This window comes from Actinoplanes sandaracinus (genome assembly GCF_030009775.1).
Lineage (GTDB): Bacteria > Actinomycetota > Actinomycetes > Mycobacteriales > Micromonosporaceae > Actinoplanes > Actinoplanes sandaracinus.
The window spans coordinates 45,149-60,216 of sequence record NZ_JASCTH010000007.1 but is presented as its reverse complement, the minus strand read 5'-3'; the positions used below and the strand labels follow the sequence as shown (position 1 = coordinate 60,216).

The 15,068-nt window shown below is 69.5% G+C and carries 15 protein-coding genes; 8 read left to right on the top strand and 7 right to left on the bottom strand.

Going from position 1 to position 15,068, the window contains the following annotated elements; genetic code table 11:
* Window positions 1-24: 24 nt before the first annotated feature.
* Window positions 25-1,917, bottom strand: a complete 1,893-nt coding sequence (locus QLQ12_RS12170; protein WP_282759491.1) for an MFS transporter — start codon at window positions 1,915-1,917, stop codon at window positions 25-27.
* Between the two features lie 180 nt (window positions 1,918-2,097).
* On the opposite strand from QLQ12_RS12170, the gene QLQ12_RS12165 reads away from it, so the two are divergent.
* The 4 genes from QLQ12_RS12165 to QLQ12_RS12150 all read left to right on the top strand — a co-directional run bounded on the left by QLQ12_RS12165 (window position 2,098) and on the right by QLQ12_RS12150 (window position 5,645).
* On the top strand, window positions 2,098-2,529 hold the full coding sequence (locus QLQ12_RS12165) for a universal stress protein (RefSeq protein ID WP_282759490.1): 432 nt from the start codon (window positions 2,098-2,100) through the stop codon (window positions 2,527-2,529).
* Between the two features lie 82 nt (window positions 2,530-2,611).
* Entirely contained in the window at window positions 2,612-3,361 is a 750-nt protein-coding gene (locus QLQ12_RS12160) for an ABC transporter ATP-binding protein (protein WP_282759488.1), read from the top strand.
* Complete coding sequence (locus QLQ12_RS12155) at window positions 3,358-4,893, top strand: ABC transporter permease subunit (RefSeq protein ID WP_282759487.1); 1,536 nt, start codon at window positions 3,358-3,360, stop codon at window positions 4,891-4,893. The genes QLQ12_RS12160 and QLQ12_RS12155 overlap by 4 nt, the downstream gene beginning before the upstream one ends.
* The gene (locus tag QLQ12_RS12150) at window positions 4,890-5,645 is read left to right on the top strand and encodes an ABC transporter permease subunit (RefSeq protein ID WP_282759486.1); all 756 of its coding nucleotides are present in this window, start codon (window positions 4,890-4,892) and stop codon (window positions 5,643-5,645) included. The genes QLQ12_RS12155 and QLQ12_RS12150 overlap by 4 nt, the downstream gene beginning before the upstream one ends.
* Window positions 5,646-5,761: 116 nt before the next feature.
* Here the strand turns inward: QLQ12_RS12150 and QLQ12_RS12145 are convergent, their stop codons facing one another.
* From QLQ12_RS12145 to QLQ12_RS12125, 5 genes are all read right to left on the bottom strand, one after another.
* Window positions 5,762-6,817 (bottom strand): sensor histidine kinase, encoded by a 1,056-nt coding sequence (locus tag QLQ12_RS12145; RefSeq protein WP_282759484.1) that lies wholly within the window; start codon window positions 6,815-6,817, stop codon window positions 5,762-5,764.
* Window positions 6,814-7,476, bottom strand: a complete 663-nt coding sequence (locus tag QLQ12_RS12140; protein ID WP_282759482.1) for a response regulator transcription factor — start codon at window positions 7,474-7,476, stop codon at window positions 6,814-6,816. Before QLQ12_RS12140 ends, QLQ12_RS12145 begins: the two co-directional genes overlap by 4 nt.
* A 338-nt stretch (window positions 7,477-7,814) precedes the next feature.
* Window positions 7,815-8,291 (bottom strand): GNAT family N-acetyltransferase, encoded by a 477-nt coding sequence (locus QLQ12_RS12135; RefSeq protein ID WP_282759480.1) that lies wholly within the window; start codon window positions 8,289-8,291, stop codon window positions 7,815-7,817.
* Window positions 8,281-9,216, bottom strand: a complete 936-nt coding sequence (locus QLQ12_RS12130) for an XRE family transcriptional regulator (RefSeq protein ID WP_282759478.1) — start codon at window positions 9,214-9,216, stop codon at window positions 8,281-8,283. The genes QLQ12_RS12135 and QLQ12_RS12130 overlap by 11 nt, the downstream gene beginning before the upstream one ends.
* A 1-nt stretch (window position 9,217) precedes the next feature.
* Window positions 9,218-9,547, bottom strand: coding sequence for a helix-turn-helix domain-containing protein (locus QLQ12_RS12125; RefSeq protein WP_282759476.1), 330 nt, complete (start codon window positions 9,545-9,547; stop codon window positions 9,218-9,220).
* Between the two features lie 224 nt (window positions 9,548-9,771).
* Between QLQ12_RS12125 and QLQ12_RS12120 the strand changes: the two genes are divergently transcribed.
* From QLQ12_RS12120 to QLQ12_RS12105, 4 genes are all read left to right on the top strand, one after another.
* Complete coding sequence (locus tag QLQ12_RS12120; protein ID WP_282759474.1) at window positions 9,772-10,044, top strand: hypothetical protein; 273 nt, start codon at window positions 9,772-9,774, stop codon at window positions 10,042-10,044.
* Window positions 10,045-10,249: 205 nt separating this feature from the next.
* Window positions 10,250-11,194, top strand: coding sequence for a JmjC domain-containing protein (locus QLQ12_RS12115; RefSeq protein WP_282759473.1), 945 nt, complete (start codon window positions 10,250-10,252; stop codon window positions 11,192-11,194).
* A 58-nt stretch (window positions 11,195-11,252) separates the two neighbouring features.
* Window positions 11,253-11,729 (top strand): glycine-rich domain-containing protein, encoded by a 477-nt coding sequence (locus QLQ12_RS12110; protein WP_282759472.1) that lies wholly within the window; start codon window positions 11,253-11,255, stop codon window positions 11,727-11,729.
* 15 nt (window positions 11,730-11,744) lie between these two features.
* Window positions 11,745-12,527: a phosphotransferase gene (locus QLQ12_RS12105; protein ID WP_282759471.1), complete on the top strand. Its 783-nt coding sequence runs from the start codon at window positions 11,745-11,747 to the stop codon at window positions 12,525-12,527.
* A 106-nt stretch (window positions 12,528-12,633) separates the two neighbouring features.
* Here QLQ12_RS12105 and QLQ12_RS12100 read toward each other — a convergent pair whose 3' ends face one another.
* Window positions 12,634-14,991, bottom strand: a complete 2,358-nt coding sequence (locus tag QLQ12_RS12100; protein WP_282759469.1) for a PAS domain-containing hybrid sensor histidine kinase/response regulator — start codon at window positions 14,989-14,991, stop codon at window positions 12,634-12,636.
* Window positions 14,992-15,068 lie beyond the last annotated feature (77 nt).

Here is a 15,068-nt window from a genome sequence, read left to right as displayed (position 1 = left end):
GGATGCCATCTCTCCATGGTGAATTCATTCTTGACGGGGAGCCTCTTGTGCTGACAGCGACTCGCCGGCGGTCAGTGCCGGCGGCTCGTCCAGGGCCGAGGTCTGCACCACCAGGACGTCGCAGATCGCGTTCTTCACCACGCCGGCCGGCACCGAACCCAGCAACTGGCCGTGGCTGGCGCCCAGCCCTCGGTTGCCGACGACGATCAGGTTCGCCGGGTCCGCGCCGACCGCGTCGAGCAGCGCCTGCGCCGGGTCGCCGACCACCAGCCGCTGGTCGATGTAACGCGCCCGCTCCTTGGTGAGCCCGGTGACCGACTTCTCCATGGCCTCCCGGGCGGCGTCGACGCCGTGCAGATCCCGGTGCGCGCCGGCGGTGGCATCGGCGGGCGCGCCCTCGCGGTAGGCGGTGACCACGACCAGGCGGGCCTGGGCGGCCTGGGCCACCTCGGCGGCGCGGTCCACGGCGTACAGGCTGGTGGGAGTGCCGTCGGAGCCGACCACGACCCGGTCGTAGACGGTGATGCTGCGCTTGCTGCCGAGCGGCACGATCGGCGACTCGTCGGCCTCGTCGGGCGGGTCCACCCACAGCATCGCGATCGCGCCGATGCCCAGCAGCACCCCGGCCAGCATGATCGCGTTGCTGCCCCGGCCGTCGAGGAGGTTCTCGAAGATCCAGCCGAAGGTGATCGTCTGGATCAGCATCGGCACCACGATCATCATGTTCAGGATGCCCATGTAGACGCCGGTGCGCTTGGCCGGCACCATGCTGGCGACCATCAGGTAGGGCACCCCGACCGCGCTGGCCCAGAAGACGCCCAGGCCGATCATCGGGATCAGGGCGACGTACTGGTCGTCGATGCCCGACAGCCAGACCAGCGAGACCGAGGCCAGGCCGAGCGCGACCGCGTGCACCCGTTTCGCGCCGATCCGCCGGGCGAAACCGACCAGGAACAGCGCCGACACCATGGTGACGAAGTTGTAGGCGGCGTTCTCCAGGCCGCTCCAGCCGATCGCCTCCGCCCACGCCGGGCCGCCCTCCTCGGGCGTGGCGCCGAACACCGTCTCGCCGAGGCTGACCGCCACGAACTGCCAGTAGATGAACATCGCGTACCACTGGAAGAGGAACACCACGCCGATCTTGTGCATGGCGACCGGCATCGTCCGGACGGCGTCGGCGATCTCACCGACCGCGTGGTGCAGACCCTTCGGCGCGGCCTTCATCTCCGCGATGTCCTCGTCCGAGGGAACGATTTCCTTGGTACGCGCCATCGCGGTGAGAACGGTCAGCAGAATGCACACCGTCCCGATCATGAAGCACACGTACATCCAGTAGGGCACGCCGTTTCCTGCCGTCTCCTGGAGCGCCTCGACCTTTTCCAGAATGAACAGCGACAGGTTCGCCAGCACCGCCCCGGCGCCGGTGAACATGCTCTGGGTCAGGAAGCCGCGGGCCAGTTGCGATTTCGGCAGCCGGTCGGAGATGAACGCCCGGTACGGCTCCATCGAGGTGTTGTTGCCGGCGTCGAGCAGCCAGAAGCAGACCACCGCGAGCCACAGGATGCCGACGAACGGGAACAGGAACAGGATGGCCGCGCACAGCAGCGCCCCGGCGGTGATGAACGGCCGCCGCCGGCCCCAGCGCGGATGCCACGTCCGGTCGCTGATCGCGCCGATGAGCGGCTGGATGATCAAACCGGTGACCGGGCCGGCGAGGTTGAGGATCGGCAGTTGGTCGGGGGTGGCGCCGATCAGCAGGAAGAGCGGGTTCACCGCGGACTGGGTGAGCCCGAAGCTGAACTGCACCCCGAAGAAGCCGAGGTTCATCATCAGCAGGGCGGGGCCGCTCATCAGCGGTTTTCGCTCGATCTGCCCGGAGTCGAGCGGGGCGGTTCCGGCAGTCGTGGTGGTGGTCACGAGACCCCCTTCGGCCGACGCGATCAGAGCCAGACCATCGATGCGAAGCTAAGCCCGATGTAACGGAGCCGCAACACGAAGTAACGGCGAGCGCCGATTTCTGCGAAACCGGGGGGATGGCGGCCCGGCAAGATCTCGACCACTCTGAGAAGCACGGCTTGGCGTGGAAGGGAGACGACGGTGAGCGAGTGGCGGACCATCGTGGTCGGCGTCGACGGGTCGCCCGGCAGCCGCAAGGCGCTGACCTGGGCCGCCGCCGAGGCCGCGCAGCACGGCGCCGACCTCGTCGTGCTGAACGTGTGGGAGCACACGCTGCTGCCGCCGGCCGGCAGCGTCAGCGTGTCCGAGCGGTACGTGCCGGACCCGAGCCAGCGCACCGCCGACGACCTGCTCCAGGTGATCAAAGAGGAACTCGGCGAACAGCCGCCGGTCGTGGTGCGGCCGGTGGTCCGGCAGGGCAGCCCGGCGAAGGTGCTGATCGAGGAGTCGGCCGGCGCCGACCTGCTGGTGGTCGGGAAGCGCGGACACGGCGGATTCGCGGGACTGGTCCTCGGCTCGGTCAGCCAGCACGTCTCCGCCTACGCCCGATGCACCGTCGCGGTGGTGCGCTGAGCGCGACGATGACACCGGGCTGACACCGCCCCGTCTCTTTACTGGCACCGACGCCGATCGGTGACAGCGAGGAGACCACATCATGAGCGAGGCGACGATCGTCGTCGACGGGCTGCGGAAACGGTTCGGATCGACGCAGGCCCTCGACGGCATGACCTTCACCGTCCAACCCGGCCGGATCACCGGCTTCATCGGGCCCAACGGGGCCGGCAAGTCCACCACCATGCGGGTGATCCTGGGCCTGGACCGGCCCGACTCCGGCGCCGCGCTCGTCGGCGGGCAGCCGTACCGGACGCTGCGGCGGCCGCTGTGCCACCTCGGGTCCCTGCTCGACGCCGCCGCGCTGCAGCCGAGCCGGACCGCCCGCAACCATCTGCTGTGGATCGCCCACTCGCAGGGCCTCGGCGCCCGGCGGGTCGACGCGGTCATCGAGGAGGCCGGCCTGCAAGGGGTCGCCCGGCGCGCGGCCGGCGGGTTCTCCCTCGGCATGCGGCAGCGGCTGGGCATCGCGATGGCGCTGCTCGGCGACCCGCCGATGCTGATGCTGGACGAGCCGTTCAACGGCATGGACCCCGAGGGCATCATCTGGATGCGCGGGTTCCTGCGATCACTCGCCCGGCAGGGCCGCGCGGTGCTGGTGTCCAGCCACCTGATGAGCGAGCTGCAGGACGCCGCGAGTCAGGTCGTCATCGTGGGCCGCGGCCGGGTGCTCGCCGACACGGCCGTGGCCGACCTGCTGCGTACCTCGTCCTCGCTGGAGGAGGCCTACCTGAAGCTGACCCGCGACGCCGTCGAGTACCGCGCGGCGAACGGCACGGAGGCGGCACGATGACCGGGTTCGGACGGCTGACGCGAACGGAATGGACGAAGTTCCGCACGGTCCGCGGCCGGCTCGCCGCGATGCTCGTCGCGGGCGGCGTGATCCTGGGTCTGGCGCTGAGCCCGATGTCCGGCACCTGCACCCGGGACACCTGCGGGCAACCCGTCGGCCCGGAGGGCGAACAGGTGCGCGACAGCTTCTACTTCCTCCACCAGCCACTCACCGGCGACGGCGCCATCACCGCCCGGCTCACGTCGATGACCGGCCTGCTGCCGCCGGAACCGGGATCGGCGTCCGAGGACGACGAACGCGCCGCCATCGGACCGGGCGGGAGCGGCGGCATGCGCCCCGGCCTCGTGCCGTGGGCCAAGGCGGGACTCATCGTCAAGGACGGCACCGGCCAGGGGACGACGTACGCGGCGGTGATGGCCACCGGCGGCCATGGCGTCCGGATGCAGCACGACTACGTCCACGACCGGGCCGGACAGCCCGGCGCCGTCAGCGACACGGCGCCACGATGGCTGCGGCTGACCCGCGACGGTGACACGATCACCGGCGAGGAGTCCACCGACGGCGTCATCTGGACCACGGTCGGCGCCGCCGAACTCGACGGGCTGCCGGCGACGGTCCGGATCGGCCTGTTCGTCACGTCGCCCCAGCATGTCGAGGCTCTCGGGGCGGCCGGCAGCGCCAGCGCCCCGACGGTCGCCGCGGCCACCTTCGACGCCATCACACGTACCGGCGCCGGCGCGGGCCCGGGCTGGTCCGGTGAGGCGATCGGCGAGCCCCCGGGCACACCCGAACAGGAGCGGGGCCGTCACGAGCCGGCCGGTGACGGTTTCGTCCTGACCGGGTCCGGTGACATCGCGCCGGCCGTGGCGGGTGCGGCGGGCCTCGGCGTCTCGGTCACCCAGACACTGGCCGGCACGTTCGCCGGGCTGGTCCTGGTCGTCGTCGTCGGCACGGTCTTCATGACCGGCGAGTACCGGCGCGGCATGATCCGGACCACCCTCGCCGCCAGCCCGCGGCGGGGCCGGATGCTGCTGGCCAAGGCGGTCGTGGTCGGCGGTGTCACCTTCGTGGTGGGGCTGGTGAGCGCCGCCGCGGCGGTCACGATCGGCCGGGAGTCGCTGCTCGACAACGGCGTGTACGTCCTGCCCGTGTCGACTCCGACCGCGTGGCGGATGATCGTCGGCACAGGGGCGCTGCTCGCGGTCGCGGCCGTGCTCGCCCTCGGCATCGGCGCCATGCTGCGCCGCAGCGCCGGGGCGATCACCGCGGTCATCGTCCTGACCGTCCTGCCGTACCTGCTCGCGCTCACGGTGCTGCCGGCCACCGCCGGGCAGTGGCTGCTGCGGGTCACGCCCGCGGCGGCGTTCGCGGTCCAGCAGAGCGCCAAGCAGTACGCCCAGGTCGAGAACCTCTACACGCCCGCCGGCGGGTATTTCCCGCTGCCCTGGTGGGCGGGTTTCGCGGTGCTGTGCCTGTGGGCCGGGGCCGCGCTGGCCGGCGCCGGCGTCCTGCTGCGCCGGAGGGACGCATGACCGGCGTCCTGCGCTCGGAGTGGACGAAGTTCCGCAGCGCGCCGGGCGCCGTCTGGCTGCTGGTCGCGGTCGTGGCGGTGACCGTGGCGGGTGGGGCGGCGACCGCCGCCACCCTCCGGTGCCCGAGCACCGGCTGCACCGGTGACCCGGCCGAGATCAGCCTCACCGGGATCCAGCTGAGCCAGGCGGTCGTCGCGATCGTCGCCGCCCTCATGGTCGGCGGCGAGTACCGCACCAACATGATCCACACCACCCTGGCCGCGACACCGCAGCGGATCAGGATGCTGATCGCCAAGACGGCCGTCGTCGCGGGGGTGGTGGCCCTGGCCGGGGCGGTCGCGGTGCCGGCCGGTGTGCTCGTCGGGCGGCCGATGCTGGCGGACCGGGGACTCACGCTCGCCCTGAGCGACGCGGCGGTGCAGCGCGCCGCGTTCGGGTCGGTCCTCTATCTGGTGCTGATCGCGCTGCTCACCGTCGGGGTCGCCGTCATCGCCCGGGACGCCGCGGCGGCGATCGGTGTGGTGCTGAGCCTGCTGTACGTCTTCGCGATCCTCGCGCAGATGGTTCCGGACGCGGAGCTGCGGGAGAACCTGCGGGAGATCGCGCCGATGACCGCCGGCCTGGCGATCCAGGCGACTGTGGACCTGGCGAGCCTGCCGGTCAGCCCGTGGCGCGGGCTGGCGGTGCTGGCAGCGTGGGCGTTCGGGTCCCTGGTCGTCGGCGGGGTGCTGCTGAAGGCCCGCGACGCCTGACCCGGTGTTCGGGTACGTGGCGTGCCGGGGCGGGCCGGGGCGCGGCGGGCAAGGAACGGGGCCGCCCGACCTGGGTTGGGTGTCCGCCGCGCCCCGGGCCGGCCGGGTACGCGACGTCAAGGAAAGGTGACCTCGATGTCCATGCCCCCGGCCGGGCGGGCCCGCGCCACCAGCGCGGCGCCGTGCGCGGTGGCGATCGCCCGGACGATCGCCAGCCCCAGACCGTGCCCGTCGCCGTGCCCGGTCCGCGCTCGGTGCAGCTGCTGGAACGGCTCGAACAGCCGGTCCATCTCGGCCGGCGGCACGATCGGGCCGGTGTTGCGGACGACCAGCCGCGCCCCGTCCGCGACACCGGCGGTCGTCACCTCGACCCGGCCACCGGCCGGCAGGTTGTGCCGGACGGCGTTGTCGACCAGGTTGGCGATCAGGCTCTCCACCAGCCGCGGATCCCCCGAGGCGGGAGCCGCGCCCAGGGACGTCTCGACGGTCAGGCCGGGGTGCGGGCGGCCCCGCAGCACCGTGCGGGCGAGGCCGGCCAGGTCGAACGGCTCCTTCCGCTCCACTCCCTGCTGGCCGCCGGCCAGAGCGAACAGCGCCTCGATCAGCCGTTCCTGTGCCGCGCCGAGCAGCAGCACCTGCTGGCAGGACTCGCGCAGCGACTCGACCGTCGCGTGCGGGTCGGCGAGGGCGACCTGCAGCACGGTGCGCTCGGCAGTGAGCGGCGTGCGCAGCTCGTGGGAGGCGTTGGCGATGAACTGCCGCTGCGAGGCGAACGACCCCTCCAGCCGCTGGAACAGCTCGTCGAGGGTGGCCGCCAGCTCGGCGAACTCACCCGCGCCGCCGACGTCGCCGAGGCGGCGGTGCAGGTCGCTGGCCGAGATGTCCCGCGCGGTCGCGGTGATGGCCCGCACCGGCCGCAGGAAGCGGCCGGCGACCAGCCGGCCGAGGACGAACGACACCAGCACGAAGGCGGCCACCGCGACCGCCCAGATGACGACCGGGAACCGGCCCGTCTCCGCGTCCGGTGGAACGACGGCGCCGGGGGTGCCCACCGGCACGGACTCGCGGCCGGCCAGCATCGCCCCGGTCAGCAGCAACGCGCCCGACACGGCGAACGGAACCGCGTAGAGCAGCATGAGTTGCGTGCGCAGCGTCCACCAGCGGCGGCTCACGGCTCGCCGACCCGGTAGCCGCCCTCGCGGACGGTGTGCACCACGGGCGGATCGCCCAGCTTGGCGCGCAGCCGGCGGATCGTCGTCTTCACCGCTGTGGTGAACGGGTCGGCGGCCTCGTCCCAGACCCGTTCCAGCAGCTCCTCCGCGGGCACGGCGCGCCCGTCGGCGGACAGCAGGTATTCGAGCACGGCGAGCTCCTTCGGGCTGAGGTCGAGCCGCCGGCCGCCGCGAGCCGCGAGCCGCCGGCCGGTGTCGAGCGTCAGGTCCGCGTGCCGCAGCACCGGCGGCACCAGCGCGGACGGCCGGCGGGCCAGGGCGCGGATCCGGGCGACCAGTTCGGCGAAGTCGAACGGTTTCGGCAGATAGTCGTCGGCGCCGAGGCCGAGCCCGTCGACGCGGTCCTGGACCGTCCCGGACGCGGTGAGCATCAGCACCCGGCTCTCCCGGTGGGCGGCGATGATCCGCCGGCACACGTCGTCACCGTGCGTGCCCGGCAGGTCCCGGTCGAGCACCACCACGTCGTAGCGGGTGACCGCCAGGCGCTCCAGGGCGTCGTCGCCGTCCAGGACCACATCGGTGGCCATGCCCTCGCGGCGCAGCCCGACGCCGATGGTCCGGGCCAGGATCTCGAAGTCCTCCACCACGAGCACACGCATCCCGCCATGATTTCAGCCCGGCGGTGTCAGCCCGGTGTCGGCGCCGGGCACGTCTGCCGGGCCCGGCGGCAGCAGGGGCCGGCGCGGACGTGGTTGTGCACCTGGCGGGACGGCCCGGGGTGCGCGGCTCGTGGGGAGGGGCGCGGCGCACACCCACCGGGACGACGTCATCGCGACCGAGCGGCTGCTCACCGCCTGCGCCGCGCGGCGGCCGCGCTTCGTGCTGGCGTCGAGATCCTCGGTGTACGGCAGCGCCGCCCGCCCCTGCGGGGAGGACGACCGGCCAGGGTGTGGCGTTGTTGTGGGGCCTCAACTCTTGCGCGAGGTGACTGTCTAAATTAGATCTTTAAGACGAGCAGATCCATTGAAGGGCCCCACGTGAGGGTGGACTGTGCGACCTTTTTCCAGCCCGCGTTCGCGTAGATCTTACGCGCCTCGGACCGCGGGTCTGAAGCTAGAGTTGCGTAATGCTCAGGCCGATTTCTGAGCAACCGGCTGAGTAGTTCGTTCCCTACACCTCTGCGGCGTTGACTTGGATGCACTATCCACTCCATGATGGCGAACTTCTCAGCATTGTGGATTGATGCTGACGGCTCATGGTCGGCTTTTGACCACCAACTTCCTGCCGGCATCGTCCATCCATATGCAACCCCTGTAAGGCATCCGGCCCCGTCATGTGCCGTTATCATGGCGAAACCGGGTCGATTCACCTCTTCAAGAAACGATTTCCGGAACCGCTCCACCTGTTCCGGCCCTTCCTTGTAGGGTGCTTCGGAGTACACCAATTCATATAGCTCGGCCAGGTCAGAGACCATAGCTGCTGCCGAAGCCGGGTCGTGACTCAAGTAGGAGATCATAGGATCGGCCCCTCAGGAGGTCGGTGACCTCGCGATACTCCGGACGCTTCCGCGCTTCAGTGGGAACCGAGTGGACGACCTGTCGGATTACGGTTCGCAGGAGCTCATTGTGGTTCTCGGCAGGCAGGCTTTCCAGGGCGCTCGCAGCTAGCCGCAGCCCGTCCAAGATTTGTCGACTGCGAATCATCGCCGCAGCGTGGTGGAGTTGGACTTGCGTGCGGAGCCGTGTCATCTGAGGTGGGTACAGTTCGATTGCTCGCTCCTGCGCCTTGGTTGCATCGACTAGAGTGCCGGAATGGGCATATACCCATGCTTCGGTGTGGCGAAGGCGATGCTCCGGCCATCCCCATAGTGAATGCACGCCATTTGCCACATTCGCTGGCATTTTTTCCGATGCGTCGGCAAGTTGCCGAACTGTGTCGATAGCTTCGCTGTGTCGTCCCGCGAGCGAGAGCGCTTGCGCGCGCCCTGCCAGCAGGCCGCACGCTTCCGCGGATGAACGTCCTGCAGTGAGTGGCATGACTTCGTCAGATAGGGCCACAACGTCGCCTGGATCGCGGCGGTCATAGCAGCCATTAACCACGCTCCAGGCGCGAGCGTGGAGAATGCTGTCCTTATCTCCTGACTTGACGGCATACTCGTACGCGTCGCGCCACCATCTGCCTGCGATAAGAATCTGACCAGCGGCCACCATACCGAGAGCCACAACGACAGAAAGGCGACTCGTTGCCCGGAGTAATGGTTTTCGTTCCGGGCCGTCGGCGGCGGCGATGAGGGAATGTAGGACAGTCAGATCGGCGCGGACATTCTCCATCAGCTGATCGCTTCGCAGGCGATAGTATGATTCACCGTAATCAGCGACGACCTGATCCCATCGATCCATGTCAGGATCCGATGCTGCGGCCATACTGTGGCGCAACGCCTCCCACTGCACTAGCGGTAATGAATTTGCGGCTAGGGCGCCTAGGGTTCTGATCAGCGCGTCGATGCATGTCTTCTTTTCCTGCCCTTTCATTCCAGTATGCGCTGACGAGCACCCCTTCCGCATTCAGCTTTTCATCGCATAGGTGGGCAAGTTTTTCAGTCGCATTTCGCTCGCCGCGTTCGATTTGCGAAAGGAATGTGAAGCCGAAGCTCGTCATTTTGCCGAGTTCGCGCAGCGAAATCCTGCGGCCCTGACGGTGCTGCCTAAGTGTCTGCCCGAAGGTGCTCAAGTCGCCTCCAGATTCTTGTACGCAGCTTGTCCGCGTACGCGGCACACCTGCCCATCGCTCTGCGTATCCGTCACGCTACCTCTGCCAGACTCCACCGTCACCCGTGTGGCGTAGCGCTCAGGTCTATCAGTATCAGCCGGAGCCCTCACCCCGGCTCAGGCCTATCGCGGAAGGGGCGGCACGACGTGGTGAGTCCGCGGAAGAACACGAGAAGGAGGTGAACAGTGGAGCGCCGCATTCCGCTCGCTGATCGTGAGATCTTGCCGGGTATCACTCTGAAGGTCAGCACGATGGGGGGCTACTCGGTTCACGTTGGCACCGGGTACGTCGGATGGATCAACGCAGCCGGCGACGGTTTGTTCAACGCCTACGTGCGAGTGCCTGGTCACTCCGGAGGTTCCTGGCTGGGGAAGTACGCCGGCGAGGCGGAGTCGGCTCGGCAGGTGGTGAGCGCGCACCAGAACACCTGTGTGGCTACCAATCGGCGGGTGGCGTGATGGCGGAGCGCAAGCACTTCCCGCCGATCGCGCTCTTTCGTCTGCATCCTCATATTCCGGCGGGGCGCGGCCGAATGCCCCCTGCCCCCGCGCTCCGCCGACCCAGCACGCCACGGCGGCGAGGGCCAGGGCCACTCGATCGGAGTTGGAGCAGCAACCGGACTTGACCCACTGCCACACCCCGGAGGGTGAAATGTCTCTTTCGATGTTGTTCGACGAGGCCACGGTCAGCGACATGATGACCGCCTGGCCGACCAAGCCGGCGCTTCACACGCCGCCCGACGCCAGCCCCGTTCCCCGCATCGTCAACGGGGAACTCATCATCACCTATCTCGAAACCGGCACTGCCCCCGCAGATCAGCTCATCGTGATCAAGGACGGGCATGCGCTCCACTCGCGGGCGTACACAACGGACGGCTACCTCGACGCGGGCAAGATCGCGAAGTGGCGCGGCCGGGGCTACACCGTCCAACTGCGCAACCTGCACCGCTGGTGTCCGGCAGTGCACGCGATCTGCTCGGCGATCCAGAACGAAACCGGATACGGCACCTACGCCACCGGCTTCGTCACCCCGGCAGGCGGACAAGGTCTGCATCACCACTGGGACCAGAACATGGGCCTGGTCTACCAGCTAGCCGGTCGGAAGACCTGGCAGATCTGGGAGCCCGGGGTCGAAGAACCTCACCGCGAGCAGTTCGCGTCCAACACCTCGTCCGGCAGTGACGTTCTCGACCGCATGAAATCGATGCGACCTGATTACGAGTTTGACCTCAGTCCTGGCCAGATCTTGGTACTTCCGCGCGGCTGGATGCACAACCCGCACGCTCGCGGCCAGACGGAGGAGAGCGTCCATGTCACCTTCGTGGCCCGCGAGCGCACCGGCTATTGGATCGCCGGAAAGCTTGCCCAGGCCGCGCTCGCCTCGACGCCGCTGCGGCGCGTCATTCAGCCCGCCAGCGTCGTCGACCGCGCTGCCTTCGCCGGACAGGTCGCCGAGGCGCGAGACCTGCTGACGGAATGGCTGGCCCGCGCCGATGTCAACGCACTGGCCGCCGACCTGCTCGACGCGGCACGTACCGAGTCGAACGTCGACTACATCTCTCACGCACCGCGACACGGCCCCAACGGCCATCACCAATCAGCCCGCTGATTCGGAACTTCCCCGGCGCATCAGGCGTCGGTGATCCATACACCCCCAAGGAGCAGTCGTGACACTCAGCCCCACGTTGCCGGCGAAGGCCGACAAAGACCCGCAGACCCTCGTCGACCCGGAGACCTTCGACAAGTTGGCCCTGCACTTCGCCGTCACGCAGGAGGTCACCAAGACCTACGCCCGACGGGCCGTCGGACAGATGTTGCTCATGATGAAGGCCCACGCCAACTCGAAGAACGACCCCGACTTCGGCCGGCTGCTGCCGGACGGCCGGTCCTACCGCGTCGTTCCGACCGAGCCGGTCGACGCGGCCTGGCACGCGTCGCTCCAGCACACCGAGCCGTACATGGCCGCCTGTGTACAGGTCGTAGGGGAGTTCATGCATCACGTGCCGATCATGACGGAGGGCATGGCGGACGGCTCCTCGATGGATTACACCCGTCAAGCTCTGACGGCGACCGGCTACTACATCGACCCCGAGTTCTGGGACGGCGAAGCGAAGTCCTGCTGCCCGCCCAACCCGGGAATCTGAAGGGCCATCTGACCGATGCGCATGGATTGGACCGCGTTGCCCGAGGCCGTCACGAAGGAAGTGGCCAACCGGATCGACGGATCTCGCGTGCTACCCGCTACAGCCGGTGACCATGCGGAGATAGCCGCAACCGTCGCCGGGGCACGCGGGAAGGTGTTCGTCAAGGCGGCCCGTACCGAGCTCGGTGTCCGGTCACTGCGCTACGAGCTGCGGGTGAGTGAGGCCGTCAGCGGATCTCACTCACCCGCGGTCGAGTGGCACTTCGAGGCGGCCGGCTGGCTGGTGGTGGCCTTTGAGCACTGCGAAGGCCCGCACGCCGACCTCTCCCCAGGGAGTACTGATCTCGGACTGCTCGCCGCGACCCTGCAAGACCTCGGCGGAACACCCGCGCCGGACGCCCGACTGTTCGTGCCGAGCGAGCGTTTTGGGTTCGCTCACCCTGCGATGGATGGTGACAGGCTCGTCCACACCGACCTCACTGCGGCGAACCTGATCGTCACGACCCAGGGTCTACGCATTGTCGATTGGGCCATGGCAACGGAGGCGGCTCCATGGGTTGAGTTGGCCGCGCTCGTCGCATGGCTGATCGGTGCCGGCCACACCCCGGAGCAAGCCGAACAATGGCTGGCGCAGCACTCTGCGTGGCATGAGGTCGATCCAGCGGTTTTGACCTTTTTCGCGTTGCGGAACGCCGAGAAATGGGCGCTGAAGTCGCGGCAGGGCTCCGCTGGGTGGATGCACGACCTTGCGGACTGGACCGGCCAATGGGCGGCGTACCGGCGTCGCCCGGCCAACTGACCCCCAGCATCCGATGGCGTGGAGTATCCCCAGGTTCACGCCGAGCCGGATTTCAACCACAGCCTGTGTCCTTCGCCCCAACGATGCGCAGGCTGGGACGACCAGTTCACCCGTGCGGCCCGCGCCCGCCGCTCGGGGTGGCCGACCGGACGGCCTGGAGCAGGTCGGCGGTGGTGAACGGCTTCTCCAGCAGGCGGACGGCCGAGTGCGCCGCCGGGTCGGTGTCGAGCAGCGGCTCCGCGTACCCGGACATGAAGACCACCCGGATGCCGGGGCGCAGGTCGGTGACGCGTTCGGCGAGTTCACCGCCGTGCATCCGCGGCATGATCACATCGGTGAGCAGGATGTCGATCTCGTCGCCGTGCTCGGTCACCACGTCGAGGGCGTTGCGCCCGTCGTAGGCGGTCAGGACCCGGTAGCCGTGCCGGGTGAGCACGCGGGCGGTGGATTCGCGCACTCCCTGCTCGTCGTCGACCAGCAGGATCAGCCGCTGTCGCCCGGCGTCCTCGTCCGGGGCGCCGTCGGTGTGGCCGGCGCCGGGCGGCGGCGCCGGTTCTGGCGGACGCTGATCGGTGGCGGGCAGCAGCACCGTCACCGTGGTCCCGGTGCCCGGCTCGGACTTGAGGGCGAGACAGCCGCCGGCCTGCCCGACGACGCCGTGAACGGTGGCCAGGCCCAGGCCCGCTCCCTGGCTCTTCGGCTTGGTGGTGAAGAACGGCTCGAACGCCCGGGCGGCGACCTCCGGCGGCATGCCGGCGCCGGAGTCGGCGACGCGGATCCGCAGGTAGCAGAGCCCGGGTTCGGGGGCGGGCTGGCAGGTCGTGTCCGCGTCGGCGGGCCACAGGTTGTCGGCGGTGATGCGCACCATCCCGCCACCGGGCATCGCGTCGCGGGCGTTGGCGGTCAGATTGACCAGGATCTGCTCCATCTGGCCCGGGTCGAGCAGGACCGGCCACAGGTCGCCGTCGGTGTCGATCCGCAGTTCGTGCCGCTCGCCGACGGTGGTCTCCAACAGCGAGCGGAGGTTCTCCAGCACGGTGGCGGGTGCGAGCACCTGAGGCCGGTTGAGGTCGCGCCGGCTGAAGGTCAGCAACTGCTGGGTGAGCGTGGCGCCGCGCTGCGCCGCCTGCTGGATCCGGGCCAGGTCCTCGGCGTACGGCTGCCACCGTCCCGGGTCGGTGCGGGCCAGGTCCCCGACGTCGTCGCTGAGCAGCCCGGCATAGTTGGAGATGATCGCCAGCAGGTTGTTGAAGTCGTGCGCCACCCCTCCGGCGAGCTGGCCGAGCGCCTCCAGCCGCTGAGCCCGCAGCATCGCCTGCTCGGTGCGCTGCCGTTCGACCTGTTCGGTCAGCCGGACCCGTTCGCGTTCCGCGGCGATGCGCTCGGTGATGTCGCGGCCGACCACCAGCAGGATGTCCTGGCCACCGGTGTTGAACCGGGTGACGGTGTTCTCGGTCGGTACCCGGACGCCGTCGGCGCGCACCACGTCGACGTAGACGACCGTGCGGTGCTGCGGCGACCCGAACAGCGCGGCGACGACCGGCGCGAACCGCTCACTCTCGTCCTCGGCCAGCAGGGTGGCGTACGGCTGGTTCAGCAGCCGCTCCCGTGGATAGCCCAGGAGCTGCTCGGTGCCCTGGTTGGCCATCACGATCCGGCCGTTCGCGTCGATGGCGGTGATCGCGTCCGGCACCGCCTCCAGCAGCGCCCGGAGCTGGGCCTCGGCGCGTTGCAGCTCGGACAGGTCCCGGGTCGCCGTGATCAGCAGCAGCCCTTCGGGCTCTTCCAGCCAGCTCAGGGTCGTCTCGCCGGGCAGTTCGCTGCCGTCACGGCGCAGCATCCGGGTGGCCAGTGTGTGGGTGCGCGCCCGCAGTTCGGGGTCGGTGAACAACCGCTCCCGCAAGGCGATCATCTCGGCCCGGGTGCCCTCGGTGAACAGCATCCGGGCCTGGTGCCCGGCCAGCTCCCCGGGCCGGTAGCCGAGGAGCCGCTCACACGACCGGTTGGCGAACACGATCCGCCCGTCCCGGTCCACGCCGACGATGGCGTCCGGGGTGGCCTCCAGCAGCGCCGCCATCCGCGTCTCCGAGCGGACCTCCCCGGTCAGCTCGTGGGCGATGCTCACCACGCCGCGCACCGACCCGTCCACGCCCTCGATCGGGGCCAGCGACATCCGGACCGGCACGCGGGTGCCGTCGCGGCGCAGCCGGACCGTGCGTACCTGCGTGGTGGGGGTGCCGCGCAGCGCCTTCTGGAACACCTCCCAGTCACGGTCGGCGACGTCCGGCGGGTACATCATCGTCACCGGCCGCAGATGCACCTCGTCGCGCCGGTAGCCGTAGATCCGCTCGGCCGCCGGGTTCCAGGCGGTGATCCGGCCCTGGGCGTCGCAGCCGACGATGGCGTCCGCGGCCGACTTCACCACCGACGACAACAGCGCCTGTTCCTTACCTTTGGGGACCATGACGATCACCACCCGTACCGCAGGTGCCGCTTCCGATCGCGGACCACATCATTGTCGTTGGTCAACGGACGGCAGGT